At 59.5% G+C, this 24,292-nt stretch carries 27 protein-coding genes; 15 read left to right on the forward strand and 12 right to left on the reverse strand.

What is annotated here, in order from left to right:
• Window positions 1-61: 61 nt before the first annotated feature.
• Entirely contained in the window at window positions 62-1,042 is a 981-nt protein-coding gene (locus PH605_RS12455; protein WP_003523389.1) for a hypothetical protein, read from the forward strand.
• A 215-nt stretch (window positions 1,043-1,257) separates the two neighbouring features.
• Here the strand turns inward: PH605_RS12455 and thrS are convergent, their stop codons facing one another.
• The 4 genes from thrS to PH605_RS12475 all read right to left on the reverse strand — a co-directional run bounded on the left by thrS (window position 1,258) and on the right by PH605_RS12475 (window position 4,717).
• Complete coding sequence (gene thrS, locus PH605_RS12460; RefSeq protein ID WP_142845128.1) at window positions 1,258-3,261, reverse strand: threonine--tRNA ligase; 2,004 nt, start codon at window positions 3,259-3,261, stop codon at window positions 1,258-1,260.
• Between the two features lie 125 nt (window positions 3,262-3,386).
• Window positions 3,387-3,911: a DUF1697 domain-containing protein gene (locus PH605_RS12465; protein WP_142845127.1), complete on the reverse strand. Its 525-nt coding sequence runs from the start codon at window positions 3,909-3,911 to the stop codon at window positions 3,387-3,389.
• Window positions 3,908-4,267 (reverse strand): membrane protein insertion efficiency factor YidD, encoded by a 360-nt coding sequence (gene yidD / locus PH605_RS12470; RefSeq protein WP_142845126.1) that lies wholly within the window; start codon window positions 4,265-4,267, stop codon window positions 3,908-3,910. Before yidD ends, PH605_RS12465 begins: the two co-directional genes overlap by 4 nt.
• 3 nt (window positions 4,268-4,270) lie before the next feature.
• Complete coding sequence (locus tag PH605_RS12475; protein WP_065655145.1) at window positions 4,271-4,717, reverse strand: iron-sulfur cluster assembly scaffold protein; 447 nt, start codon at window positions 4,715-4,717, stop codon at window positions 4,271-4,273.
• Window positions 4,718-4,999: 282 nt separating this feature from the next.
• On the opposite strand from PH605_RS12475, the gene folE reads away from it, so the two are divergent.
• The 3 genes from folE to PH605_RS12490 all read left to right on the forward strand — a co-directional run bounded on the left by folE (window position 5,000) and on the right by PH605_RS12490 (window position 7,240).
• The gene (gene folE / locus PH605_RS12480) at window positions 5,000-5,626 is read left to right on the forward strand and encodes a GTP cyclohydrolase I FolE (RefSeq protein WP_003495569.1); all 627 of its coding nucleotides are present in this window, start codon (window positions 5,000-5,002) and stop codon (window positions 5,624-5,626) included.
• A 125-nt stretch (window positions 5,627-5,751) separates the two neighbouring features.
• Entirely contained in the window at window positions 5,752-6,204 is a 453-nt protein-coding gene (gene hisI, locus PH605_RS12485; protein WP_065655146.1) for a phosphoribosyl-AMP cyclohydrolase, read from the forward strand.
• Between the two features lie 94 nt (window positions 6,205-6,298).
• Window positions 6,299-7,240 carry a patatin-like phospholipase family protein gene (locus tag PH605_RS12490; RefSeq protein WP_065655147.1) on the forward strand — a complete coding sequence of 314 codons (942 nt, stop codon included), beginning with the start codon at window positions 6,299-6,301 and terminating at the stop codon, window positions 7,238-7,240.
• A 71-nt stretch (window positions 7,241-7,311) separates the two neighbouring features.
• Here PH605_RS12490 and PH605_RS12495 read toward each other — a convergent pair whose 3' ends face one another.
• Complete coding sequence (locus PH605_RS12495; RefSeq protein ID WP_142845125.1) at window positions 7,312-7,746, reverse strand: CBS domain-containing protein; 435 nt, start codon at window positions 7,744-7,746, stop codon at window positions 7,312-7,314.
• A 154-nt stretch (window positions 7,747-7,900) separates the two neighbouring features.
• Window positions 7,901-8,638, reverse strand: a complete 738-nt coding sequence (locus PH605_RS12500; protein ID WP_080856455.1) for a rhomboid family intramembrane serine protease — start codon at window positions 8,636-8,638, stop codon at window positions 7,901-7,903.
• A gap of 354 nt (window positions 8,639-8,992) precedes the next feature.
• On the opposite strand from PH605_RS12500, the gene PH605_RS12505 reads away from it, so the two are divergent.
• From PH605_RS12505 to PH605_RS12515, 3 genes are all read left to right on the forward strand, one after another.
• The gene (locus PH605_RS12505) at window positions 8,993-9,550 is read left to right on the forward strand and encodes a PAS domain-containing protein (protein ID WP_161987878.1); all 558 of its coding nucleotides are present in this window, start codon (window positions 8,993-8,995) and stop codon (window positions 9,548-9,550) included.
• A gap of 180 nt (window positions 9,551-9,730) precedes the next feature.
• Window positions 9,731-10,348, forward strand: coding sequence for a PilZ domain-containing protein (locus PH605_RS12510; protein ID WP_080856456.1), 618 nt, complete (start codon window positions 9,731-9,733; stop codon window positions 10,346-10,348).
• A 708-nt stretch (window positions 10,349-11,056) separates the two neighbouring features.
• A complete protein-coding gene (locus PH605_RS12515; protein ID WP_003523403.1) occupies window positions 11,057-11,665 on the forward strand; it encodes a transglutaminase-like cysteine peptidase in 609 nt (202 codons plus the stop codon).
• Between the two features lie 83 nt (window positions 11,666-11,748).
• Here PH605_RS12515 and PH605_RS12520 read toward each other — a convergent pair whose 3' ends face one another.
• Complete coding sequence (locus PH605_RS12520; RefSeq protein WP_035260632.1) at window positions 11,749-12,183, reverse strand: DUF1489 family protein; 435 nt, start codon at window positions 12,181-12,183, stop codon at window positions 11,749-11,751.
• Between the two features lie 65 nt (window positions 12,184-12,248).
• Window positions 12,249-13,652 (reverse strand): L-serine ammonia-lyase, encoded by a 1,404-nt coding sequence (locus PH605_RS12525; RefSeq protein WP_142845124.1) that lies wholly within the window; start codon window positions 13,650-13,652, stop codon window positions 12,249-12,251.
• Between PH605_RS12525 and PH605_RS12530 the strand changes: the two genes are divergently transcribed.
• Together PH605_RS12530 and PH605_RS12535 are read left to right on the forward strand one after the other, a co-directional pair.
• Window positions 13,651-13,917 carry a hypothetical protein gene (locus PH605_RS12530; RefSeq protein ID WP_161987877.1) on the forward strand — a complete coding sequence of 89 codons (267 nt, stop codon included), beginning with the start codon at window positions 13,651-13,653 and terminating at the stop codon, window positions 13,915-13,917. The genes PH605_RS12525 and PH605_RS12530 overlap by 2 nt on opposite strands.
• A gap of 392 nt (window positions 13,918-14,309) precedes the next feature.
• Entirely contained in the window at window positions 14,310-14,660 is a 351-nt protein-coding gene (locus tag PH605_RS12535; RefSeq protein WP_065655212.1) for a hypothetical protein, read from the forward strand.
• A 9-nt stretch (window positions 14,661-14,669) separates the two neighbouring features.
• Here PH605_RS12535 and PH605_RS12540 read toward each other — a convergent pair whose 3' ends face one another.
• Both PH605_RS12540 and PH605_RS12545 read right to left on the reverse strand, forming a co-directional pair.
• Window positions 14,670-15,434: a phosphodiester glycosidase family protein gene (locus PH605_RS12540; RefSeq protein ID WP_142845123.1), complete on the reverse strand. Its 765-nt coding sequence runs from the start codon at window positions 15,432-15,434 to the stop codon at window positions 14,670-14,672.
• A 106-nt stretch (window positions 15,435-15,540) separates the two neighbouring features.
• Window positions 15,541-15,702: an entericidin A/B family lipoprotein gene (locus PH605_RS12545; protein ID WP_003495552.1), complete on the reverse strand. Its 162-nt coding sequence runs from the start codon at window positions 15,700-15,702 to the stop codon at window positions 15,541-15,543.
• Window positions 15,703-15,894: 192 nt separating this feature from the next.
• Between PH605_RS12545 and PH605_RS12550 the strand changes: the two genes are divergently transcribed.
• Window positions 15,895-16,671, forward strand: coding sequence for a formyl transferase (locus tag PH605_RS12550; protein WP_142845167.1), 777 nt, complete (start codon window positions 15,895-15,897; stop codon window positions 16,669-16,671).
• Between the two features lie 90 nt (window positions 16,672-16,761).
• Window positions 16,762-17,682: a methylenetetrahydrofolate reductase gene (locus PH605_RS12555; RefSeq protein ID WP_142845122.1), complete on the forward strand. Its 921-nt coding sequence runs from the start codon at window positions 16,762-16,764 to the stop codon at window positions 17,680-17,682.
• A 53-nt stretch (window positions 17,683-17,735) separates the two neighbouring features.
• Here the strand turns inward: PH605_RS12555 and PH605_RS12560 are convergent, their stop codons facing one another.
• Window positions 17,736-18,674, reverse strand: coding sequence for a LysR family transcriptional regulator (locus PH605_RS12560; protein ID WP_020810641.1), 939 nt, complete (start codon window positions 18,672-18,674; stop codon window positions 17,736-17,738).
• A gap of 126 nt (window positions 18,675-18,800) precedes the next feature.
• Here PH605_RS12560 and PH605_RS12565 point away from each other — a divergent pair, with 126 nt between their 5' ends.
• Both PH605_RS12565 and PH605_RS12570 read left to right on the forward strand, forming a co-directional pair.
• A complete protein-coding gene (locus PH605_RS12565) occupies window positions 18,801-19,019 on the forward strand; it encodes a hypothetical protein (protein ID WP_059760262.1) in 219 nt (72 codons plus the stop codon).
• Window positions 19,020-19,290: 271 nt separating this feature from the next.
• Entirely contained in the window at window positions 19,291-20,331 is a 1,041-nt protein-coding gene (locus PH605_RS12570; RefSeq protein WP_065655157.1) for a GlxA family transcriptional regulator, read from the forward strand.
• A gap of 258 nt (window positions 20,332-20,589) precedes the next feature.
• Here the strand turns inward: PH605_RS12570 and PH605_RS12575 are convergent, their stop codons facing one another.
• Window positions 20,590-22,065, reverse strand: a complete 1,476-nt coding sequence (locus PH605_RS12575) for an NAD(P)H-hydrate dehydratase (RefSeq protein ID WP_142845121.1) — start codon at window positions 22,063-22,065, stop codon at window positions 20,590-20,592.
• A 358-nt stretch (window positions 22,066-22,423) separates the two neighbouring features.
• Between PH605_RS12575 and PH605_RS12580 the strand changes: the two genes are divergently transcribed.
• Entirely contained in the window at window positions 22,424-22,762 is a 339-nt protein-coding gene (locus PH605_RS12580; RefSeq protein WP_003515720.1) for a P-II family nitrogen regulator, read from the forward strand.
• 71 nt (window positions 22,763-22,833) lie between these two features.
• Entirely contained in the window at window positions 22,834-24,243 is a 1,410-nt protein-coding gene (gene glnA / locus PH605_RS12585) for a type I glutamate--ammonia ligase (RefSeq protein ID WP_142845120.1), read from the forward strand.
• The last annotated feature ends 49 nt before the right edge of the window (window positions 24,244-24,292 follow it).

Consider the following 24,292-nt stretch of genomic DNA (forward strand, 5'->3'; position numbering starts at 1 on the left):
ATAGCCACGGCATTGGTTTTGAAGTGATCCGGGAAAATCAAGAAGTCAATCGGTATCGAAAATGTCGGCAATCAAAATCGCGGCACGTCTGACCATTGCATGTGCCGTGCTTGGTCTTTTATCGCAAGCCGCTTTTTCACAGGACGCCTTCAAAGACTTCAAGCAGCTCGGCGGCACGCCGAAAATGCCGAAGCTGAACGCTTTCACCGCCCCTTCCGCACCCAACGCCCCGGAAAGCACCGCCCGCGATATCAACATGGAAGCCAAGCTGACCAGCGAAGGCGAAGCGGTGAAGGAAGGCCTGTCCTGGCGCGTCTTCAGCCCCATTCCCGGCGCGGACGGCAAGTTGCCGATGCTGGCAAGTTCGGAAGGCGGCTCGGCGGAATTCCATCTGGTGCCGGGCGAATATTTCGTCAACGTCGCCTTCGGCCGCGCGGGCGTTACCAAGAAACTCAATGTCCCGACCTCCGGCAATGTGCAGAAACAGGTGCTGATTCTCGATGCTGGCGGCTTCGTGCTGAATGCGGTTGCGGGCTCCGACAAGCAGATTTCCGGCAACCAGCTCAAATTTTCCGTCTATTCGTCAGACGCCCGCCCCGATGGCGAGCGCGGCCTCGTCATGGCCGATATCAAGCCCAACACCATCGTGCGCCTGAATGCCGGCACCTATCACGTGGTTTCCGAATATGGCAACGTCAACGCGGTGGTGCGCGCCGACATCCAGGTGGAAGCCGGCAAGCTGACGGAAGCGACGCTCCAGCACCAGGCTGCCCAGATCACCCTCAAGCTCGTTTCCGAAGAGGGCGGCGAGGCCATTGCCGATACGGCCTGGTCGGTGCTCAACGGCGGCGGCGATGTGGTGAACGAAAGCGTCAGCGCCTTTTCGACCATGGTGCTGGCGGAAGGCGAATATACCGCCATCGCCCGCAACAAGGACAAGGTCTACCAGCGCAACTTCAAAGTGACCTCCGGCCGGGATTCGGACGTGGAAGTGCTGATGAAGGATCAGGCGCCGGAAGATATGACCGGGGACTTCGAGTAGGCGTCACCTACATCTCATACGTCATGCCGGACTTGATCCGGCATCCAGCCACGACGCGTCTGCGTCGTGAAGAGAGTCTTTCGCGATCAAGGACTTGATCGCGCTGGACCCCGGATCCAGTCCGGGGTGACGGAGGTGAATGCGTCGCCTTTGCCAGTGAAATTACCCGCACATCCCCAAAAACAAAACGGCCCCCGAAGGGGCCGTAACTGCTATCAGGCAACCTGCTTTTTCGCCGCAAGCTTGCGCTTCACATCCGGCGGCGTCGCCTCGTCCACGAGGCTCGTAATCGCATCTTCCAGCGACATCGGCGTCTGGTTCTGCGAACCGAGACGGCGGATGTTGACGGTGCGCTCTTCCGCCTCTTTCCGTCCGCAGACGATGATGACCGGAACCTTGGTCACCGAATGCTCGCGGATCTTGTAGTTGATTTTCTCGTTGCGGAAGTCGGTCTCGACCGCCATGCCCGCTTCGCGCAGCGCTTCGGCGACTTCGCGGCCGTAATCATCCGCGTCCGAGGTAATCGTCGCAACCACGACCTGAAGCGGCGCAAACCACAGCGGCATATGGCCGGCGAAGTTCTCGATGAGAATGCCGAGGAAACGCTCCATCGAGCCGCAGATGGCGCGGTGGATCATCACCGGCTGGGTCTTCTCCGAGTTATGGTCGATATAGAAGGCACCAAAACGTTCCGGCAGGTTGAAGTCCACCTGCGTCGTGCCGCATTGCCATTCACGGCCGATGGCGTCCTTCAGCGTATATTCGAACTTCGGCCCGTAGAACGCGCCCTCGCCCGGCAGGATGCCGGTCTTGATGCGGCCTTCGGACTGTTCCTCGATGGTCTTCAGAACATCCATCATCACGCTTTCGGCGCGATCCCACAGATCGTCGGAACCGACGCGCTTTTCCGGACGCGTGGAGAGCTTGACGACGACTTCGCTGAAACCGAAATCCTCGTAGACGGACAGGATGAGGTCGTTGATGCGCAGGCATTCCGCCGCCATCTGCTCTTCCGTGCAGAAGACATGCGCATCGTCCTGCGTGAAGCCGCGAACGCGCATCAGGCCGTGCAGAGCGCCCGAAGCCTCATAACGATGCACGGTGCCGAATTCCGCAAGGCGGACGGGCATTTCACGGTAAGACTTCAAGCCATGCTTGAAGATCTGTACGTGACCCGGGCAGTTCATCGGCTTCAAGGCGAAGACGCGCTGATCGGCTTCCTCGTCATCGGGATGGGTGAAGGCATGGGCGGATTTCACCGCGAACATGTTTTCCTGATACCAGCCCCAGTGACCGGAGGTTTCCCACAGCGATTTGTCCAGCACCTGCGGCGCGTTGACTTCCTGATAGGTATTGGCGAGCCGGCGGCGCATATAGGCCGTCAGCGTCTGGAACATGCGCCAGCCCTTGCCGTGCCAGAACACGACGCCCGGGCCTTCTTCCTGGAAATGGAACAGGTCCATTTCGCGGCCGAGGCGGCGGTGGTCGCGCTTTTCGGCTTCCGCCAGCACGTGGAGATAATTGTCCAGCTCTTCCTGCGTCGCCCAGGCGGTGCCGTAGATGCGCGACAGCATCGCATTGTTGCTGTCACCGCGCCAATAGGCCCCGGCCACCTTCATCAGCTTGAAGGCCGTGCCGATCTGCCCCGTGGACGCCATATGCGGACCACGGCAGAGATCGAACCAGTCACCCTGATAATAGATCTTCAGGTCCTGACCTTCCGGAATGGCGTCGACCAGCTCGACCTTGTAGTTCTCGCCCTTGGCGGCGAACACTTCCTTGGCCTTCTCGCGCGACCAGACCTCCCGTGTAAACGGCTTGTTGCGCAGAATGATTTCCTTCATGCGCTTTTCGATCTTCGGCAGATCTTCCGGCGTGAAGGGTTCGTTCTTGGCGAAGTCGTAATAGAAGCCGTTCTCGATGACAGGGCCGATCGTCACCTGCGTACCGGGCCAGAGCTCCTGCACGGCTTCGGCCATGACGTGGGCGGCATCGTGGCGGATGAGTTCCAGCGCACGGCCGTCTTCACGCGTGACGATCTCGATTTTCCCATCGGTGATGGTCTCGGACAAATCGCGCACGGTACCGTCAAGCGCAATGGCGACAGCCTTCTTGGCAAGCGATTTGGAAATGGATTCGGCGACCTCGCGGCCGGTCGTACCGGCGGGGTAGCTGCGCACGGATCCATCGGGAAATGTAAGGGAAACAGCTTCAGACATTGTCTAATCTCCTGTCCAGTCCCGCCAACGAATGCGGGTGGTGTTGGAATAATGATTTGCCCGCGACGAGCGGACAGGCAGGCTGATAAAGGCTTTTGCCATTGCAGTCAAAGGCGAAGGATAGCTTAGCGAAGCATTTGCGCGAGACCATTGACCGTATTGGCGTTGCGGGTCGTGCCGATACCGAGCCTTTTGGTGGTCAGCACGGACAGCAGCCTGCTCTCGCTCGGCTTGCCGCAAAAATCGATCCATAGATCGCCGCCGGCAAGAGCGATCTTTTCCCTTTCACGGTATTTCTCCAGCAATTCGAGGACGCCGTTGTCCAGCGGCACCCGCATCACCCGAACGCAGACATCCGGCGGATTGCCTTGGGCGAAGGGATTGTCCGCTGCCAATTTCAGCCAGTCGCCGCCCGAACGAACGAGAATATCGACATGTTTGCCGAAGCGGTCTTCGAAGGCGCGCTCCAGCCTGTCCTCAATCTCACGAACAGGTGCCGCCCCGGCGCGAAAAACCAGATTTCCAGTCGCGACCAGCGTTCTGCATTCGGCAAATCCCAGCTCTTCCCCCAAGGCCCTGAGATCGGCCATGACGAGCCGCTTGCCTACGCCGAGCACGATGCTGTGCAGCAGGGCCACATAGTCATTCATCGATGCAGGCTCCAGTAACGCCAGGGCATCCACCAGCGCCTGCCGCCATCGAGCGCTTCCGGCACCGGGTCCAGCCCGCTGGTGCCGCCCGGCCCGCAGCGCGCGACGCGAAATAGCGTCATCCACCCGCCGGCCCACAGCCCGTGTCGGGCAATGGCTTCATAGCCATATTCGGAACAGGTGGGGATGTGACGGCAGGAATTCCCGATGAAGCCGGATAGCGTCAGCTGATAAAGCCGGATGAAACCGACGCCCAGAAGCCGCCCCGGCGTTTTGGCAAAGCTGCCCGTCCAGTTGCGGGATCGGCCCGCTTTTTCCGCCGTCTGCTTGTGCCGGCAGCCCGGTTCGCCGCACATCGCCTAACCCGCGGCGTTGAGAGCCGGCCGCCCCTCGATCTGGTCGAGCGCATCGACCACCGCTTCGAAGGTCAGCATGGTGGAGGCGTGGCGCGCCTTGAAATCGCGGACGGGCTGAAGCACCCGCATGTCTTCGAAACGGCCCGCCGGCCCCTCACCGTCCTGTTTCAGCATGGCGAGCATGTCTTCCCGCGCCTGCCGGATTTCGCCGCTGGAAGCCCCGATGATGTGGTGCGCCATGATGGAGGCGGAGGCCTGGCCGAGCGCGCAGGCGCGAACCTCATGCGAAAACGCCGTCACGATGCCGCCTTCGACCTTCAGATAGACCTTGAGCTTAGAGCCGCACAGCCGGGAGTGTTTCTCGGCGCTGGCGTCGGCATCCTCAAGAACGCCGATGAGCGGAATATTCCCGGCAAAGTCCAGAATGCGATTATTATAGATATCGTCCATCGTCGGTGCCCGGCGCGCTCGAGATTGCCCAAAAACAGGACAGGTCAAATTTTTCAAACACAGCGTTTGTCGCAGTGAAGCTTTCCTGCCCTCCATTCTCATTATATGCTAACGAGCTTTCTGGACATCAAGCCGTGATGAAATTAACGGCTCCGATACCGAAATAACAGCATCGGTCTTGCCAAAATGCTGTAAAACAACCAGATAGCAGCAACTGCGAACATGAGTTCGCGATGAAAAACGAATTCAGGTGCGGCCTTTACCCGCATCGGGAGAGACGGAATGGATGCGATCGTGAAGAATTTCCCCGGCGCTGGCGCAAAACCCGACGTGGCAGAAGCTCGCCCAAGCCAGGCCGAAGCGGAAGAAGCAGTGCGCGTTCTTCTGCGCTGGGCAGGAGAAAATCCCGCCCGCGAAGGACTTCTGGATACGCCGAAGCGCGTCGCCAAGGCCTATCGCGAGCTTTTTGCCGGTTATGAGCTGAACGTTCAGGACGTGCTCGGCACGACCTTCGAGGAAGTCGGCGGTTATGACGATGTTGTGCTGGTGCGCGACATCCCCTTCTTCTCCCATTGCGAACACCATATGGTGCCGATCGTCGGCAAGGCCCATGTCGCCTATCTTCCGGCCGGCCGCGTGCTCGGCCTGTCGAAGATCGCCCGCGTCGTCGAAATCTTCGGCCGCCGCCTGCAGACGCAGGAAAACATGACCGCGCAGATCGCCAGATCGATCGAGGAAACCCTGAAACCGCGCGGCGTGGCCGTCATGATCGACGCCGAACATATGTGCATGTCCATGCGCGGCGTAAACAAGCAGGGGTCGACGACGCTGACCACCAGCTTCACCGGCACGTTCAAGAACGATCCGGCCGAACAGGTGCGCTTCATGACCATGGTGCGGAACCGCTAAGCGCTGGACCGAAAAGTGTAGCGCGGGTTTCCGAGAAACCCGATGCCCAGACAAATTTTGGAGTGGCGGACTGATTCCATTGCCTCCGCCGCTCTGAAACCTTCCGCTTTTCTCCCGGGGTAGCCATGTCCATTTCGTTTCCGTCCGCACCTGCGGACAAGGAAGTGCTCGAAAACGCAGGTCTTTTTTCGCCGAAATTCGATGCTCACGGCCTCGTCACCGCCGTGGTCACCGATGCCCGTGACGGCGAGTTGCTGATGGTCGCCCATATGAATGCGGAAGCTCTGTCGCTGACGCTGGAGACCGGCATCGCCCACTATTACAGCCGTTCGCGCGACAAAATCTGGAAGAAGGGCGAAACGTCAGGCAATCTGCAGACGGTGAAGGAATTCCGCACCGATTGCGATCAGGACGCCGTGTGGCTGAAGGTCTCCGTCGCCGGCCATGACGCGACCTGCCATACCGGCCGCCGCTCCTGTTTTTATCGTACCGTCGAGCTCTCCAACGGCGATGCGGTCACGAAGATCACCGACGACACCCGCCATTTCGATCCGGCCACAACCTATTCGGACACATAAACGGCCACCTTCCATCGGCCGCACCAATTTGCTACCAATATAGCGGGCTCCAGGGATTTGAGGGGAGCCTGAGGAACTGGCAGGGAGTGCGGTCATGTTGGGATGGGGAAATCGTCACAATCAACTTGCGGCTGGAAATCCCGAAGCCACCGGCAATGAGCCGCCCGTCACCCAGATCGTCGACAAACACCGGATAGCGCTCGCCCTTGGCGGCGGCGCAGCTCGCGGCTGGGCCCATATCGGCGTCCTGCGGGCACTGGACGAGGCTGGCGTGAAGATCGGCATGATTGCAGGCACGTCGATTGGCGCGCTGGTGGGCGGTTGTTATCTCGCCGGCAAGCTCGATGAGCTGGAGGAGTTCGCCCGTTCGCTGACGATGCGCCGCATTGCCGGCCTGCTCGACCTCACCATCGGCGGCGGTGGGCTCTTCGGCGGCATGCGGCTGACCAAACGCATGCAGGAACATCTGGAAGGCCTGCGCGTCGAAAACCTCGACCATCCCTTCATCGCCGTCGCGACGGAACTGCGCACCGGCCACGAGGTGTGGATTCACCAGGGTGATCTCGTCACCGCGCTGCGCTCTTCCTATGCCCTGCCCGGCATCTTCGAACCCGTGCAGTGCAACGGCCGCACCCTGATAGACGGTGCGCTCGTCAACCCCGTGCCGGTTTCGGTCTGCCGGGCCTATGAGCAGGCGCTGGTCGTCGCCGTCAATCTGAATTACGACCTTTTCGGCCGTTCCGCCGTGGTCAAGCACGCCGCCTCACCGTCGCATGGCGGCGCAGCACCGGCGGTGGAAAGCCCGCCGCGTCCCGGCCTGCCGGGCGTCATGGTGCAGGCGTTTAACATTATTCAGGACCGGATTTCGCGCTCGCGCCTGGCGGGCGATCCTCCCGACCTGATGATGCATCCCCGAATCAACGATATCGGCCTCTCGGAATTCCATCGCGCCAGCGAAGCCATCGACCGGGGATATGAGGAAACGCGCTCCCGCATTCCGGAGCTTGAGCGCATGCAGCAGGCATTCCGGCGCTGATGCGCGAGACCCTCGCCTCATTCCTGTGCTTGTGACAGGAATGAGGGAATTAATACGCTTCGCGAACTAACTCACCCGGCAATATAGGCCTTGATGTGCTCCGCTTCGGCTTCGATCTCGCCGATCCGCGCCTTCACCACGTCACCGATGGAAATGATGCCGGCAAGGCGGCCGTTATCTTCAACCGGCACATGCCTGAAGCGCCCGCCCGTCATGATTTCCATCAGCTCATCGGTGGTGGAATTGTGATGACAGCGTATGACATTCTTGGTCATGGCCACCGACACGGATTGCTGGAGGGAAGCGGCACCCTGGCCCGCCACGGCCTTTACGAGATCGCGCTCCGTGAAGATGCCGAGAACGACGCCATCGGCGTCGGTCACGACGACGGAACCGATCTTATGCGCGTGCAGCGTTCCCGCCGCCTCACCGATGCTGACCTCCGGACCGACAGTCACGACGTCCCGGCCCTTGCGGTCGAGAAGATCCTTTACGAATGTTGGCATGCCTTCCTCCTCTTTTCAGCGATACGCAGCGCCGCAGTCTCCCCCGGCGGTTGCAAATCATGGGATATCGTGCGCTGAGGTCCGCATGAATGCAATCCCGGATGGGACGCACGAAAGCAAATTTGCGCCACGGCCGACAAGGAGCGTGATCGGCTCAGGCCAGTCGTCGATCGAAAAGCCCGAAGAACAGGAAGCCGAGCAGAAAGCCGAAGACGTGCGCGTCCCAGGCGATTTCGCCGCCGACATCGCCGAACAGCGGCACGCCGACAGCGATCAGCACATTACCGAACAGCCACATCAGCGTGAAGATCAGCACGGTGCGGTTGGAAAGCGCCCCAAGAATGCTCTGCCGCGGCATCAGATGGCCGAAGGAGGCGCTATATCCGCCACGTGCCGGGAAAGCGAAGCGGCAGGCTGCCCCCATCAGCGCCGAAACGACACCCGACGCCCCGATCAGCACCGTCACATCGCCCCAGTTCAGCGCCGCATGGCCGAAGGCGGAAACGGCGGCGGAAATGCACCATAACAGCACGAAGCGCACTGTTCCGATCCGGCGCAGAACCGGCGCGCCGAAGGCCATCAGCCACAATCCGTTAAAGAGAATGTGCTCGATGCCGCCATGCAGGAAAGAATAGGTCACCGGCGTCCAGAGCCATTCCAGCCCCTGCTGGGAAAACGGCACCGCATAACGCAGCGGAATGAAGCCGAAGGTGAAGATGAACCAGCCATTGCCTTCCTCTGACAAAAGATAGGCGGGAACGACATAAGCGACGATCAGCGCGGCCAGAATGCCGACCAGCAGCGATGGCAGGTTGAAGACGGGATTGTTCGTGTCGTCTTTCGGCTCCGGCGTTTCCGAAACCGGCGGCTGTTCGCCGTCCCCATAGGACATGATCCCATCCCTGTCTTGGTCGAATTTTGCGTTCCCCGAGCAATATAGGAAGCCCGAACGAAAAAAAAGCCGTCCCGCCCTTGAAGCGCTTGACGCCCAAACCGCAATCGGCAAGGACGCCGGGCCGCGGGCGGTCCGGCTTGCGGGCCCGCCTTAAAATAACAGGCGACGCCATCGAATTGTGCTGACGGAACTTTCCCCGACATGGCCGCTCCGATGCCACGACTATCGCCATCGGGCAATATCAACCCTTTGTTAACCTTAATAAATCCACTTGGCACGAAAATCGCTACACCTCCAGATACAGACGTTCGGATGGACATGATGTCCCAAAAACGAACATGGAGAGATGCTATGAAGAGCATGGCCGGACTGGACATATATGCCTATTGGGATGAACTGCGCGGCAAGCGATCGGCCCCGCGACGCGAGGACCTCGATCCAGCAAAACTGAAACATCACCTTGGCGATCTTTTTATCCTCACGGACAAGGGAGAGAACACGCCGTTCTTCCGCCTTGCCGGTACTCGTCTTTGCGATCTGTTCGGGCGGGAATTGCGGGATCGCCCGTTTTCGGAATTGTGGCAGCCGGCAAATGCCGTCTTCCCCTGCCGCGTCGCGCGCGGCATCCTGCACCACCAGTTGCCCGTGGTGTTCGATGTCGAGGCGGAGGACGGCCATGGCGCCGCACCGCTGGCATTCGAAATGCTGCTCCTGCCGCTTCGCACCGATCCCGACGCCGCCCCAAGGTTGCTCGGGGCGCTGGTTGCAGAGCGGCCAAGACACGAATTCGCCGCGCCCATCCAGTGCCTGTCCATGAAAAGCAGCCGCTTGCTACGCCTGGACATCGCGCCGGCGGGGTTTCCGGTGAACAAGGGGGCCGAGGATACACTGCGCGCCGAAAGCTGCTGACGGACCTGTTCCAACGCTCCCCCCTCCGGGAGAGGTCCGACAGCGCCGGAATCTCAAAAAAATACGTCAGAACTGCAACAATATTGCCGATCAGAAAAATTGTAGAGGTTAAACAATACAGTCTGTTAACTCGCGCAAGGTAGAAATTTACCGTCATCATTCATTACAATTGCGCTGCCCATGTTTTCGTCCCGCTCGGTCAACACCGCCCAAATCCTGCGTCCGGTTGAGGAAGCTCATCTCGATGACGCCGTCCGTGTGTCCTTCACCGGCCGCCTGATGTTGCCCGACCATGAAGAATATGATTGCACCGCGACCGAGATGACCGCCGAAAGGGCGCAGTTCACCTGCTCGGGCATTGCCCGCCGCGGTGACCGCGTCATCGCCTATCTCCAGCATATCGGCCGGATCGAAGGCACGGTGACATCGCTCACCGCATCGGGCTTCCTCATCGCCATCAACGCGCCGGAGCGCAAGCGGGAAAAACTCACAGCGCAGCTCGCCTGGATCGCCAAGCGTCAATTGCTCGGCCTGCCGGAAGACCGCCGCCACGACCGCCTGACACCTCGCAATGCGAGAGCCCAGCTCGTTCTGGAAGATGGCGTGCTCGTCGCCTGCCGGCTGATCGACCTTTCCCTGTCGGGTGCGGCAATCGAGATCGAAAACCGGCCGCCGCTCGGAAGCCGGGTCCAGCTCGGCAAGAACATGAGCGGCAAGATCGTGCGCCACTTCATGGAAGGCGTCGCCGTGGAATTCGACCGCGTCCAGTCACCCGACGCACTGATCGAATTTCTCTAACTCATTCCACCCGGACACGGCAGGTTTTGCGCCGGTAAGAATGCGTGCAGCATTTTTGGCGCGTTTTGCGCTCGCCCCAATCGCATAATTGCGAAGATTCCCGGACGGCGCCTTGGCGGGCTATGCGCTGTCTTCGGCCCTATCGGGCTCATCAGCCGCTCCTGGCGTCAGGTGCTTTATTCTCACTTCTCGCCTACCGAACGTCCATTTTCACGCCCTGACGCCTACGGCAGACCGGCCTGGACCCATCACAGTCGGTAAAAGGGATGAGCGCGGCGGATCATGTTGCGCCCTTGGCCAGTTCATCCACGGCGCGAAAACCGCTCCGCAAAACTTTTTTCCAGAAAAAATGCAGTTTTTTTGAAGTTTTTTTGTCGCTTTTTCCGGCCTGTATCAGCCTGAAACAGCCATCCCAAAACGGGAAATCCACCTCTTCGCCAAGTGTCGCCAGCCGGCCGCACGCGAAAACGGAAACCGCAGCACGCGGAAAATGGCTGTCAATACAGCGGTCTAGATGGCTACCAAAAACCTAAAGCCACGATGCGTAAAATTGTAATAAAATTTGCTTCAAAGACGCATAAAAACTAGTTCGAATACAGTTCAAAACAACGGCTAATTTGCTGAAATTTAAGCTCAAATTGCGCTTCGCAAATTTCCGCCGGGTCAAAATATACCTGCGAATGTCTCCTCACCACGGGGAGACAAGCAATGAACAAGAACAACCGTTTCGTTTTCACTCTGATCGCATTCATCGTCAGCGCCTTCGCGCATCAGGCAAGCGCCTCGCCGGCCGCCGTCATGCGCGTCATCGGCAAGGCCAACCCGCCGATCGGCCACTATGAATTCTGCCAGACCTATCAGAGCGAATGTCAGCCGACCTCGCTGGACAACGGCCCGATGAAGCTGACCGAAGAGCGCTGGAAGACGATGCTCGACGTCAACTACACCGTCAACACCACCATCACGCCGATGACCGACATGGAAATCTATGGCGTCGAAGAACGCTGGGCCTATCCCACCACGGTCGGCGATTGCGAAGACTTCGTGCTCCTGAAGCGCAAGATGCTGATGAACAAGGGCTTCTCCGCCTCCAACCTGTTGATCACCGTGGTTCTGCAGCCGAATGGCGAAGGCCACGCCGTTCTGACCGTCCGCACCGATCGTGGCGATTTCGTTCTCGACAACATGCGCAACAAGGTCATGAACTGGTCTGAAACCGAATATACCTACCTGAAGCGCCAGGACACCGCCAATCCCGGCCGCTGGGTGAAAATTCAGGATGGCCGCGCCACCACTGCGGTCGGCGGCATCAACTGACCGCACGACCGATCCGTCTCCCCAAATAAAAAAAGCCGGCTCCGCAAGGATGCCGGCTTTTTCATTGTCAAATCCGTTAAGCGTCAGAGCAGCCCAAGCTCCGCCAGTTCCCGCCTGAGATCGGAAGGCATGTCCTCCCCGCCCGTTCCACCCCCGAGATCGCGGGGCGCCTCGTCGTCCTTCAGGTAACGCCAGCCCTGAAACGGGCGCTTCGGCGCAGGTGAGGTTTCGATGACCTCCGGGCCGAGAATGAGATCGCAGCGGGAAATACCGTCTTCGCCCTTGAAGGAGCGGATATCGAGAAGTTTCTGCCGCGCCTGCACCTGCCCCTTGATGACCCAGTAGAGCGAACCGCCCTCGAGCAGTTCCTCGACACGTTTCGGGATCATCCGGGTTGTGTGGACGCTGTGCGGCTCGAGGCCTGCGGCAATTGCGGTGAGCGCACGATGCGCGACCCAGTCTCTCAAGTCCTGGATTGAATCCGCACCGACGCAAAGTTTGATGAGATGTAAAGGCATGGTTCTATCAATGCCTTTTTGCGGCGGGCGTCAAGCATGGCAACCATGCCTGACGCCCTGCCCGTTCAGCACTCCACAACGTTCACGGCAAGGCCGCCGGTGGAGGTTTCCTTGTATTTCTCGCTCATGTCGTTGCCGGTCTGGCGCATGGTCTCGATACAGGCATCGAGCGGCACGAAATGCTGGCCGTCGCCCTTCAGCGCCAGCGAGGCCGCCGTCACCGCTTTCACCGCGCCCATGGCATTACGTTCGATGCACGGCACCTGTACAAGCCCGGCAATCGGATCGCAGGTCATGCCGAGATGATGCTCGAGCGCGATCTCGGCGGCATTTTCCACCTGTTCCGGGGATCCGCCCATGACCGCGGCAAGGCCTGCCGCCGCCATGGCGGAAGCCGAGCCCACCTCGCCCTGACAGCCCACTTCCGCGCCTGAAATCGAGGCATTATGCTTGATGATGCCGCCAATGGCGGCCGCCGTCAGCAAAAAGTCGCGCACGTCATCGACGCTCGCATCCTCATGGAAATGCCGGAAATATCTGACGGTCGCCGGAACGACGCCTGCCGCACCGTTGGTCGGCGCAGTCACCACGCGGCCACCGGCGGCGTTCTCCTCGTTCACCGCCATGGCGTAGACGCTCAGCCAGTCATTGGCCATGACCGGGTTCAGCCGGTTGCTGCGCCATTCCGCATTCAGCTTCTCGTAAATGGAGCGGGCGCGGCGGCGCACCTTCAGACCGCCAGGCATGATGCCGTCCACCTTCAGCCCGCGCTCGATGCAGCCGTTCATCGCTTCCCAGATCTGGTCGAGACGCTCGTTCAGCTCCTCGCGGGAAACCACCGTCTCCTCGTTGGCCCGCTTCATCTGGGCGATGGTGCGGCCGGAACGGGCCGCCATATCCAGCATTTCCCGCGCGGTGGCGAAGGCATAAGGCACGCGCGGACCGTTATCGATTGTCTTGCCACGCTGCTTGATCGCCTCCAGCTCCGTATCGGTGACGACGAAACCGCCGCCAACGGAATAATAGATGCGCTTGATGAGCAGCCTGCCCTGATTGTCGAAGGCGGAAAAGATCATGCCGTTGGCATGGCCGGGCAGCGGGTTCTTCTTGTCGAAGACCAGATCTTCGGCCGGGCGGAACACATAGGAAGGATGGCCGGGCGGCGTCACGGTGCCGGCCTTTTCCACCGTCTCGATAATGGCGTCCATCGCATCGGGGTCGACAATATCCGGCCGTTCGCCGGTGAGGCCGAGAATGACGGCACGCCCGGTGCCGTGCCCGATGCCGGTAAAGGCGAGCGAGCCATGCAGGCTGACCTTCAGCTGCGCAACGGCCGCGCCTGCCGGCCGCGGCCACTCATCGCTAAGGATCAGCGCCAGAAAGCGGTTGGCTGCCGTCATCGGCCCCATCGTATGGGAGCTCGAAGGACCGATACCGATCTTGAAGACGTCAAAGACCGAAAGAAACATGAAGTTCGCCTTGAATGAGAATGGATTCCACCACTATCATATCCAAAGCCAAAACGGATCGCCACAAAAGAGCGTCAGCGGTTTGCGCAGCTGCGACATAATTGCCCTCAAACGAAAACAGCACGGTTTCCAAAGGAAAACCGCGCCGTTTCAAAACCCGTCATTCAGGAGAGATGCTTATGGGCTGCCAAAAATGTACGTCAATGCGAGAAAAGCGGCAAAGCCTGCAAGTGCGCGCAAGGTGACGCCCCAGCAGGATTTCTGAGCGGTTTCTTCCATGATTACTCCAGCTATTCACTCTCCGGGCGGTCTTCAAGACCCGGCCCGTTGAGGCAAGCATTTATTAAAATCTGGCGGCGAAGGCAAATGCAAAAAGCGGCTAAATGAAGGCGTTTTCGACAGGCTGCCATTCGCCCCGCGCATAGGTATGTGAAAAAACAAGGTGTTAGCGTGAGGCCCGTATAAGCGCCATTTGGGGCTTCGCCGCAATTTAGGCTAAAGTGTAACCGTTATTTAAAGCTTTCCTACAAACACCTGTTGAAAACCCCGCCGGCCAAACACCTTACGGTCGAATTTCTTGCGCTGAAGCGTCGCGCCTTGAAAGGGCATGACCTGTGCTTTATCGACGATGGCAACGGCAACGATGCGAGTCACCCCATGCAGCAGGCATCCTCCTTCCCCGATCGCGAAACGGTCGCATCGAAACTCACTTCGCTTGCAAGCGAGGATAAAGCCTGGGTGCTGCTGTTGATGGAAAACGCCCTGCAGGACGAGAACCTGCTGGCTGGCCTCAATCTTTATCTCGACCAGCAGACCAATGCCCGCTTCCTCAACAGCCTGAAGCTGGAAACAACCGGCGAATGGCTTGGCGGCAATGCCCCTGCCCGCCTGCAGATCCGCATCATGGAAACCGCAAGGGCGAGCCAGCACCCCGCTTTTCTCGCCTTCCGCAAGGGACTGACGGCATCGGCCGGTCTCGAAAAAGCCTATCCCAAGGCGCCGATCTGATCGTTCAGGCTAATCCGGCACCCTGTCGACAACAGCGATGATCGGCCCCATCAGGAACAGCGAGTCCCGCCTTTTCATTGCGGGAATATCGACGCTGGATATGGTGCCGTCGAGATAGAGCGCATTCGGCGCGTCCAGCACATCCCTGAACAGCGTGGCGAAATCGTAAAAGCGCACGGTATTTTCCGAAATGGCGAAATGCACCATGCCATCGCGGGAAACGCCGACGCCGTTGCGCCGCTTCAGGCTGTCGCTATCGGGCAGAAAACGCGGATGCAGCTTGCCATCGATGACGAGCATCGGCCCGGATTGGGTGGCGAAGTCCGGCTTGGGATCCGCTGCCAGATAGGCCTGCGTTTCCAGCACGCCGGCCGCGGCCCCCTTCAGATAAAACACGCCATTGGGCAGAAGATGAAAATTGCCCCAGCCGCCGCCGGTGCTGATCGGCGAGCGTTCGATGCCATTTTCGATAAAGAGCCCGACGGGGGAATAGTCCGAATGGTACATGCCGCCGTTCATGGCGAAGACGCTGAACATGTGCTGCCGCCACAGCGCCGACGAGAGAGCGGCGAAGGAGCCATATCCCTGGCCGGAGACATGATCGCGGTCGTATATCCGGATGGCGCTTTTTGCCGGGTCGAAACTGCAGACGGTATAACGACCACCGGCATGGTCCATGATCCTGCAGAAATCCGCCTGCCCGCCGGCCTGAGCCGAAAACGGCAACAGCAAAGGCAACAGCAGCTTCGCCAGTCTTTTCATCGATCCGTTCATGCCCGCCCCGTGATTCTCGTACGGGCACATTCGCAAGAAAATTCGGTCAAAGAAAAGGCGTCACCCATGTTTCAGGATGACGCCAGACCTTTAAGGGGAGATGTCGTCAGCGACGGGCGGCGCGGTCCACATTGCGGCCGGCATCCTGAGTCGCGTCGACGGCGTTCGCCGTGTCACGACCCATGCCGCGAATGGTGTTACCACAGGAGCTCAGGGTGACAACGGTCAACAAAGCCACAAAAACGGTCGAAAGAATGCGTGTGATCATGTGAAACTACTCCCCTATGACTTGCCGTCCAAAGGCAAGTACCGATGTGATATGCGTCACAATAACGTGAGTCCCAAAAATCCGTTCCAGCGGCACTTCAAAAAATCCTGTCGATGAAAATTAACATGGTTTTGAAGTTCACGCGTGAAACTCGGCGTCTGGATCATGGCTTAGGAAAATCCCGTGGGTGATATGACTGACATCAACAATCGGCTTCTGGTGATGACGGCGGGCGGGGTGAACCCCAATGTCATGATCAATGCGCTGGCGGCCCGATTTCCCGACATCCATGTTTTCATGGAGCAACCGGAAAGCAAGTCGGTCATTCTCAGGCGGCGCGCGCGACGGCTCGGCTGGCTTGTCGCTGCGGGCCAGATGGCGACGATGATCGCCTCGCGGCTCGGCAAACGCTTCACGGTTCGCAGAAGCGATGCGATCATCGCCGAATACGGCCTTTCTCCAGATCTCCATCACAGTCTCCCCGTCACCCAATTCGCCTCGCTCAACGATGAGGAATGCCGCAAGGCCGCCAATCTGCTGAAACCGGCGGCAATCTTCACCATTTCCTGCCGCCTGCTGACGCCGACCACGCTTCAGGCCCTGCAATGCCCGGTCATCAATTTCCACGCCGGCATCAATCCTGCCTATCGCGGGCAGATGGGCGGATACTGGGCGCTGGTCGAAAAAGACCGCGGCAATTTCGGCGCAACCGTGCATCTGGTCGACAAGGGCGTGGATACCGGCGCCACGCTCTACGAGAAGCGGCTGAAACCGTCCCCTTCCGACACGATCGCCACCTATCCGCTGCTTTTGACCGCCGCTTCGGTGGATATCGCCGTCAGCGCCATCGAGGACGCCCTTTCCGGCAGCCTTGCGCCGCAGCCGCCCTCACCCGGCAAATCGGTACTGCGCTTCCCGCCGACCATCTGGACATGGCTTTGGAATGGCCTGACGAAACGGATCTGGTGAAACCGCGCGTCATTGATTGGGGCCGAGCTTCGTCGCAGATGCAAGCCTGTCTTGCCGCAACAGGCACAGACTTCGCCGCAAAATAGGTGCATGATAATAAAAAGGATCACGCACAAATTGCCCGATATCTCCACCGCTTCCATCATTCCCGCCTCCATCGAAGCCTCGCCCGCGCAGGTGCTTGGCTCCACCGACCTTGCCGGGCTCTTTCCGCAGGGTGTGCGCGTCTATCTCACTGACACTGGCGCCGCCTCGCAGGAAAGGCTCGTCGAAGCCGCGGGACATTTGCGCGATCTCGGTTATGAGCCGGTGCCGCATCTTGCAGCGCGGCGCATCTCCTCCCGCGCAGCGTTTGAGGAACAGGTAAAACGGCTTGCCGGAGAAGCGGGCGTAACCGATGTTCTGGTTGTCGGCGGCGGCGTCGACCGCCCGGCCGGTCCCTTCGCATCCAGCATGGACATGCTGTCCACCGGCATTTTCGACCGTTGCGGCATAAGGCAGATCGCCATCGCCGGCCACCCGGAAGGCAGCCCGGATTTCAACGACGAAACGGCGATGGCCGCACTCAGGCTGAAACGCGATTTTGCCGAAAGAAGCGATGCCGCAATGCGCATCGTCACCCAGTTCGGTTTCGATCCCGCGCGTTTCATCGCCTGGGCGGAAGGACTTGAGGCGTCAGGCATCGAGCTTCCGGTGCATATCGGCTTTTCCGGCCCGGCCAAGATCACGACGCTTTTGAAATATGCCGCGCTTTGCGGCGTCGGCAATTCAATCGCCTATCTCAAGAAGAACGCGCTTTCGCTGACAACGCTTGCCAAGGGCCATTCACCGGAAAGCATCGTCGGGCCGATCGAGCGGCACTGGCAGGCCAATCCGCAGGGGCCGATCCGGCAAATTCACGTCTTCCCCTTCGGTGGATTGCAGAATTCGGCCGACTGGCTGGTCAAACGCGGAAGCTGGCAAACCGGCGCGGTGGACAGTTCGGCATCGCCGGATTCAATGGCGGGCTAAAACCGCGATTCTAACGGCGCGACGGGCCACGGCCGCCGCGCACCTCCAATATCTCAGGCCGCCTTGGCGACTTCGACAAAAGCGTTTCGAATGCTTTCAGCCACGGCAAGAACGGGGCGCGACGCCTTGTCACCCATGATCAGGCGGATATCGAAACAGCCGAGTTCCGGCAGGCCTTCCTTATCGCCCAGAATGACCATGTCGTTCTGCACATAGGATCGCGGCAGCGGCGCGATGGCGAGATCGGCGGCAATAGCCGCGCGCTGCGCCATGGTATGGCCGCTGAGATAGGCCACGCGGAAATTGCGGCCGCGCTTTTCCAGCGAATGGATCGCTTCCGAGCGCCAGATGCAGCCCTCTTCCCAGATGGAGATTGGCAGCGGATCGCGCAGATAGGCCGTGCCACACTTTGCACCCGCCCAGACCAGACGCTCGCGCATCAGCACCTCGCCCGTATCCCGAAGGGGATGGGAGGCACAGTTGACGAGGGCAAGATCGAGCCTCTGCTCATCCATGCGCTTATAAAGATTGGAGCTGGAATCGATGGTGACGTCGATCATGATGCCGGGGAAAGCCTCGGCAAAACGCTTGAGAATGCCCGGCAGCAGGCCACGCTCGCCAATATCCTCCGGCGCACCGAGACGGACGACGCCGGAAAGCTCCGGCATGACGAAACGTGACACAGCCTCGTTGGACAGCGCAATCATGCGCCGCGCATAGGTCAAAAGCGTCTCCCCATGCGCCGTCAATGTCACCGAACGGGCATCGCGCAGGAAAAGCGTCGTTTTCAACTGCTCTTCGAGCTTCTTGATCTGCATGGAAACCGCAGACGGTGTTCTGAACACCACTTCTGCGGCGGTGGAGAAATTTCCCGTTTCCGCGATGGCGACGAAGGTTCTCAATATGTCGTTATCCAGCAACGGCAGCGGTTGGCGGAAAGTCACGGTCATGGCACGCACCTTCAAATATTTTGATTTATAGATGGATATCATTTCGTTTGATTGAATGTCAACAAGCGCGCACCATCCGGGACATCGATTGACGGGGCGGATTTAGCCTCGTCGGCAAGCGCATACCGAAGTCGCAAACAGGATCGTGGTTCAGGAAAGGATCAAGACATGACCATGATACATTATCTCCCCGTGGCGAACCGTTCCTCGCACCGTCCGTCATCCAGCGGCTGGCTTCATCGCCTGTCCGACCATGTTGCCGCCCGTTACGCCGCATGGCGTCGCGAAAAAATGCTTCGCGCACTGGAAGCATTGCCACCTGAAACATTGAAGGATATCGGATGGCCGACGACGGACAACAGCCGCATAAACGTCATCCGCAGATGACATTCGACCGGTGGCCCGCAACGTTTCCAGACGTGCGAGCCATCCCTGCCCGCCCTTCGGATGGAGGAACAAGGGCGCAAAATAGCGTGCCTGTTTTACATGCGACACGCCGCCTTTTTTAAAGGCTTGTCGCAAAATTTGCATATTTCAAAAGCGATTTTTTGACAGCCCCGATTCCACGGCGTATTTTTCGTTAAAGATGTCGTAGACAGGACATCCAGAAGACCAATTCCAAGGGAGGAATTGCGTATTCGCAACGGAGCACGGGCAAATGAGCAGAAACTCCCAGAAGAAGCGCTCAATCGTCTTTTTTCTCATTCCGCAATTTACCATGCTGCCATTCGCCGCAGCGGTTGAAACGCTTCGCATCGCCAACCGAATGTTGGGCTATCAGGCCTATGAGTGGCGGCTCTCCTCGCTCGATGGCCAGAAGGTCATGTCGTCAAGCGGCATCTGTCTTGAGCCCGACACCTGTCTTGCCGATGAGCGGCGCTACGTCAACGGCGAAAACCGCCCGGAAATGGCGATCATCTGTTCGGGCATCGATGTGGATCAACACATCAACAAATCCGTCAATGCCTGGCTGCGCGAAGCCTATAATCGCGGCATCGCCATTGGCAGCCTCTGTACCGCCGCCCATATTCTCGCACAGGCGGGCCTTTTGAACGGCAAGCGCTGCGCGATCCACTGGGAAAACCTGCCCGGCTTTTCCGAAGCCTTCCCGCAGGTGGAAGTCTACGCAGATCTTTTCGAAGTCGACAGCAACATCTATACCTGCGCCGGCGGCACGGCCTCGCTCGACATGATGCTGAGCCTTATCGGCCAGGATTTCGGCGAAAACCTCGTCAACCGCGTCTGCGAACAGCAATTGACCGACCGGGTGCGTAGCCCCAATGACCGCCAGCGCCTGCCGCTACGCGCCCGCCTCGGCGTGCAGAACAGCAAGGTCCTGTCGATCATCGAATTGATGGAAGGCAATCTTGCCGAACCGCTGTCGTTGCTCGATATCGCCGATGCCGCCGATCTGTCGCGCCGGCAGGTGGAGCGCCTCTTCCGCCAGGAAATGGGCCGTTCGCCCGCCCGCTATTATCTCGAAATCCGCCTCGACCGCGCCCGCCACCTGCTGGTGCAATCGGCCATGCCGGTGGTCGAAGTCGCCGTCGCCTGCGGTTTCGTCTCCGCCTCGCATTTTTCAAAGTGTTATCGCGAAATCTACAATCGCACGCCGCAGCAGGAACGCGCCGAGCGCAAGCTCCTGATCAGCGCCTCGCGAATGGCGATGGCGAGCCAGGCAGGCAAGGCTGCGCATTGAATGCGGGCTAATGCCGCAAACGCGACGGAGCTTGTTTCAGGATAAAAAACCGCTCCTCCCTCATGCCGGTCCCCGGAACAAGCCCGAGGATGATCCGGCATCCAGTCACGGCGCGTCTGCGCCGTGAGAAGGGTCTTTCGCGATCAAGGACTTGATCGCGCTGGACCCCGGATCGAGTGCGGGGTGACGGAGTGGGGATGATGGAACTTTGCTAAACCACCGAACCTGTCAGCGGCTACCAAACACAATCAGACCACTTCACCCAAACGGCCGAACCGCATGGGCAAGGTCTTCCGCCGTCAAGCCGTCTCCCGCCCGGTGGCCCGCCTCGCCATGCAGCCAGACCCCGGCCGCAGCCGCCTCGAAGGCAGGCGCGCCCTGCGCCAGCAGCGCGCCGATGATACCGGCCAGCACATCGCCTGATCCAGCTGTCGCAAGGCTCGCGGGAGCATTGGTGTTGACCAGCGCCCGGCCATCCGGCGCTGCAATCACCGTATCCGCGCCCTTATAGACCAGCGCGGCGCCGCTGCGGGCCGAGGCGACCTGCGCCTTCTCGACTTTGCTCAGCATCTTGTCGGCGGCAAGATCGGGAAACAGTCGCGCAAATTCGCCCTCATGCGGCGTCAGCACGAATTTGCCTGTGCCCGACGTGACACGCGCAAACAGGGCATCCCTGTGATCCCTGAAAGCCGTGATCGCATCGGCATCCAGCACGACCGCCTTATCTCCAAGCAGAGACACGAAGTGGCGCGCCTTTTCGAGGTCGCCGAAACCCGGGCCGAGAACGAAAGTGCCATGACGCCCATCGTCCAGCCACGACCGCAGATCGTCGGCATCGTCCACCGGTGCGTTCATCACCGCCGTCAGCGTGACGGAGAGCACATCGAGCGCTTGCCTAGGCGCAGCGATGGTGACGATCCCCGCTCCCGCCTTCAGTGCCGAAAGCGCGGTCATGCGGCTTGCGCCCGTCGCATGTGCCGGGCCGGAAAAGACGGTCAGATGCCCGCGACGGAATTTATGGGTTTCCATATCGGCATGAGGCAAGGCATCCCGCCAGATCAGCGGATCATTTTCCGCCACCGATCCCGCATGGGCATCAAGGATGCGGGACGGAATGCCGATATCGAACACCTCGAGCGTTCCACAAAGCTCCCGCCCCGGCATCAGCAGATGACCCGGCTTGCGCGCCATGAAGGTCACCGTCCGCTCAGCCCTGAAGGATACGCCGAGAGGCACGCCCCGCCTGCCGCAGAGGCCCGAGGGCAGGTCGACGGCGAGAACCGGCACCTTCGCCCGCGTGACCGCCTCAATCACCCGGACAAGCTCCTGCGGAACATCGCGGGACAATCCGGCCCCGAACACCGCATCGATCACCACGTCGCCGGCAAGAGGCGCATAGCCATCAAGCGGCAACGGCGTCACGCCGCTCCGCTCGAATGCCGTCCGTGCATCGCCACTGAGCGCACCGACATCACCGAGATGATGAACCGCGACGACCGCCCCGCTCTGCAAAAGCGCCCGCGCCGCCACATAACCATCGCCGCCATTGTTGCCGCCACCGCAGAGCACGACGAAACGCTGCGCCTGCGGATAGTAACGCAGCACCGAGGCCGCAACCGCCTGCCCCGCCCGTTCCATCAGGTCATAAAGAGGAATGCCGGATTGCCCGGCCGCCGCATCGATGCGGGCCATGGCAACAGGGTCGATCAGGAAGAGGCGCAGAAGGGATTTCATGCCCCGATCATCCCTTCAAAACGCCGGAAAGGCAATCGATACAAAAATAAGCAAATACCCATGTCTAAATAATAGACAAATGCATAAAATATAAACAAACGGCCATTCCCATGTTCGCACCTTTCCAAATATTCAAATCAACTAAAATAATACAAATTCACATAAATGCTGATGGATTTTTCGGGTTTCCGCGAGAAATTGGCTGGAAAAGCGCAAAAAGCGAATGCATTTTGTGTCGGAAAGCCGCGGGATCGAAGTTTTTTCTTCAAGCCCGCTTCCGATCTGGCACAATACGTGCATTCTTGTGGCAGAGCGGGAGTTACCTGCTTTAACGGGAGAAGCGGAGAGATATTTTCTCATGAAAAAGATCGAAGCGATCATTAAGCCTTTCAAGCTCGATGAAGTGAAGGAAGCCCTTCAGGAAGTCGGACTTCAGGGAATCACGGTCACGGAAGCAAAAGGCTTTGGTCGTCAGAAGGGCCACACGGAACTCTACCGCGGAGCGGAGTACGTCGTGGACTTTTTGCCGAAAGTGAAAGTCGAAGTCGTATTGGCGGATGAGAATGCGGAAGCCGTCATCGAGGCGATCCGCAATGCGGCGCAGACAGGACGTATCGGCGACGGAAAGATTTTCGTTTCCAATGTCGAGGAAGTCATCCGCATCCGTACCGGTGAAACAGGCGTGGACGCCATATAATCAAGAACGTCCCGAGCCGGGGAGGCTTGGGTTTTCACCTCGTCATCATCACACTCAAGGAAAACGTTTAAATGACGACCGCAAACGATATCTTGAAGCAGATCAAGGATAACGACATCAAGTTCGTGGACCTGCGCTTTACCGACCCCAAGGGCAAGCTGCAGCACGTCACCATGGATGTTGTCTGTGTGGACGAAGACATGTTCGCCGATGGCGTCATGTTCGACGGCTCCTCGATCGCCGGCTGGAAGGCCATCAACGAGTCCGACATGGTGCTGATGCCCGATCCGGCCACCGCCCATATCGACCCGTTCTTCGCCCAGTCCACCCTGGTCGTCCTTTGCGACATCCTCGACCCGGTCTCGGGCGAAGCCTATAACCGCGACCCGCGCGGCACCGCAAAGAAGGCCGAAGCCTACCTTAAGGCTTCCGGCATCGGCGACACCGTTTTCGTTGGCCCGGAGCCGGAATTCTTCGTCTTCGACGACGTGAAGTACAAGGCCGATCCCTACAACACCGGCTTCAAGCTCGACTCGTCCGAACTGCCGTCCAACGACGACACGGATTACGAGACCGGCAACCTCGGCCACCGTCCGCGCGTCAAGGGCGGTTATTTCCCGGTTCCGCCGATCGACAGCCTGCAGGACATGCGCTCTGAAATGCTGACGGTTCTCGCCGAAATGGGCGTGGTCGTCGAAAAGCACCATCACGAAGTGGCTGCCGCACAGCACGAGCTGGGCGTGAAGTTCGACACGCTGGTCTCCAGCGCCGACAAGATGCAGATCTACAAGTATGTCGTGCATCAGGTCGCCAATGCCTATGGCAAGACCGCAACCTTCATGCCGAAGCCGATCTTCGGCGACAACGGCTCGGGCATGCACGTTCACCAGTCGATCTGGAAGGGCGGCAAGCCGACCTTCGCTGGCGACGAATATGCCGGTCTTTCCGAGACCTGCCTCTACTACATCGGCGGCATCATCAAGCACGCCAAGGCCATCAACGCCTTCACCAACCCCACCACCAACTCCTACAAGCGTCTGGTGCCGGGTTATGAAGCGCCGGTTCTGCTCGCCTACTCCGCGCGCAACCGTTCCGCCTCGTGCCGTATTCCCTTCGGCTCCAACCCGAAGGCAAAGCGCGTCGAAGTCCGCTTCCCGGACCCGACCCAGAACCCGTACCTCGGTTTTGCGGCCATGCTGATGGCCGGCCTCGACGGCATCAAGAACAAGACCCACCCCGGCAAGCCGATGGACAAGGACCTTTACGACCTTCCCGCCAAGGAACTGAAAAAGATCCCGACCGTCTGCGGTAGCTTGCGCGAAGCGCTGGAAAGCCTCGACAAGGACCGCAAGTTCCTGACCGCCGGCGGCGTGTTCGACGACGACCAGATCGACTCGTTCATCGAGCTGAAGATGCAGGAAGTCATGCGTTTCGAAATGACCCCGCATCCGGTCGAATTCGACATGTACTACTCGGCCTGATCGGCCTTTGGAGCGCTCCCATCGGGGCGCTCCATCCATTCCGGCGGTT

Source organism: Agrobacterium sp. CFBP 3001 (assembly GCF_027871605.1).
GTDB lineage: Bacteria > Pseudomonadota > Alphaproteobacteria > Rhizobiales > Rhizobiaceae > Agrobacterium > Agrobacterium leguminum.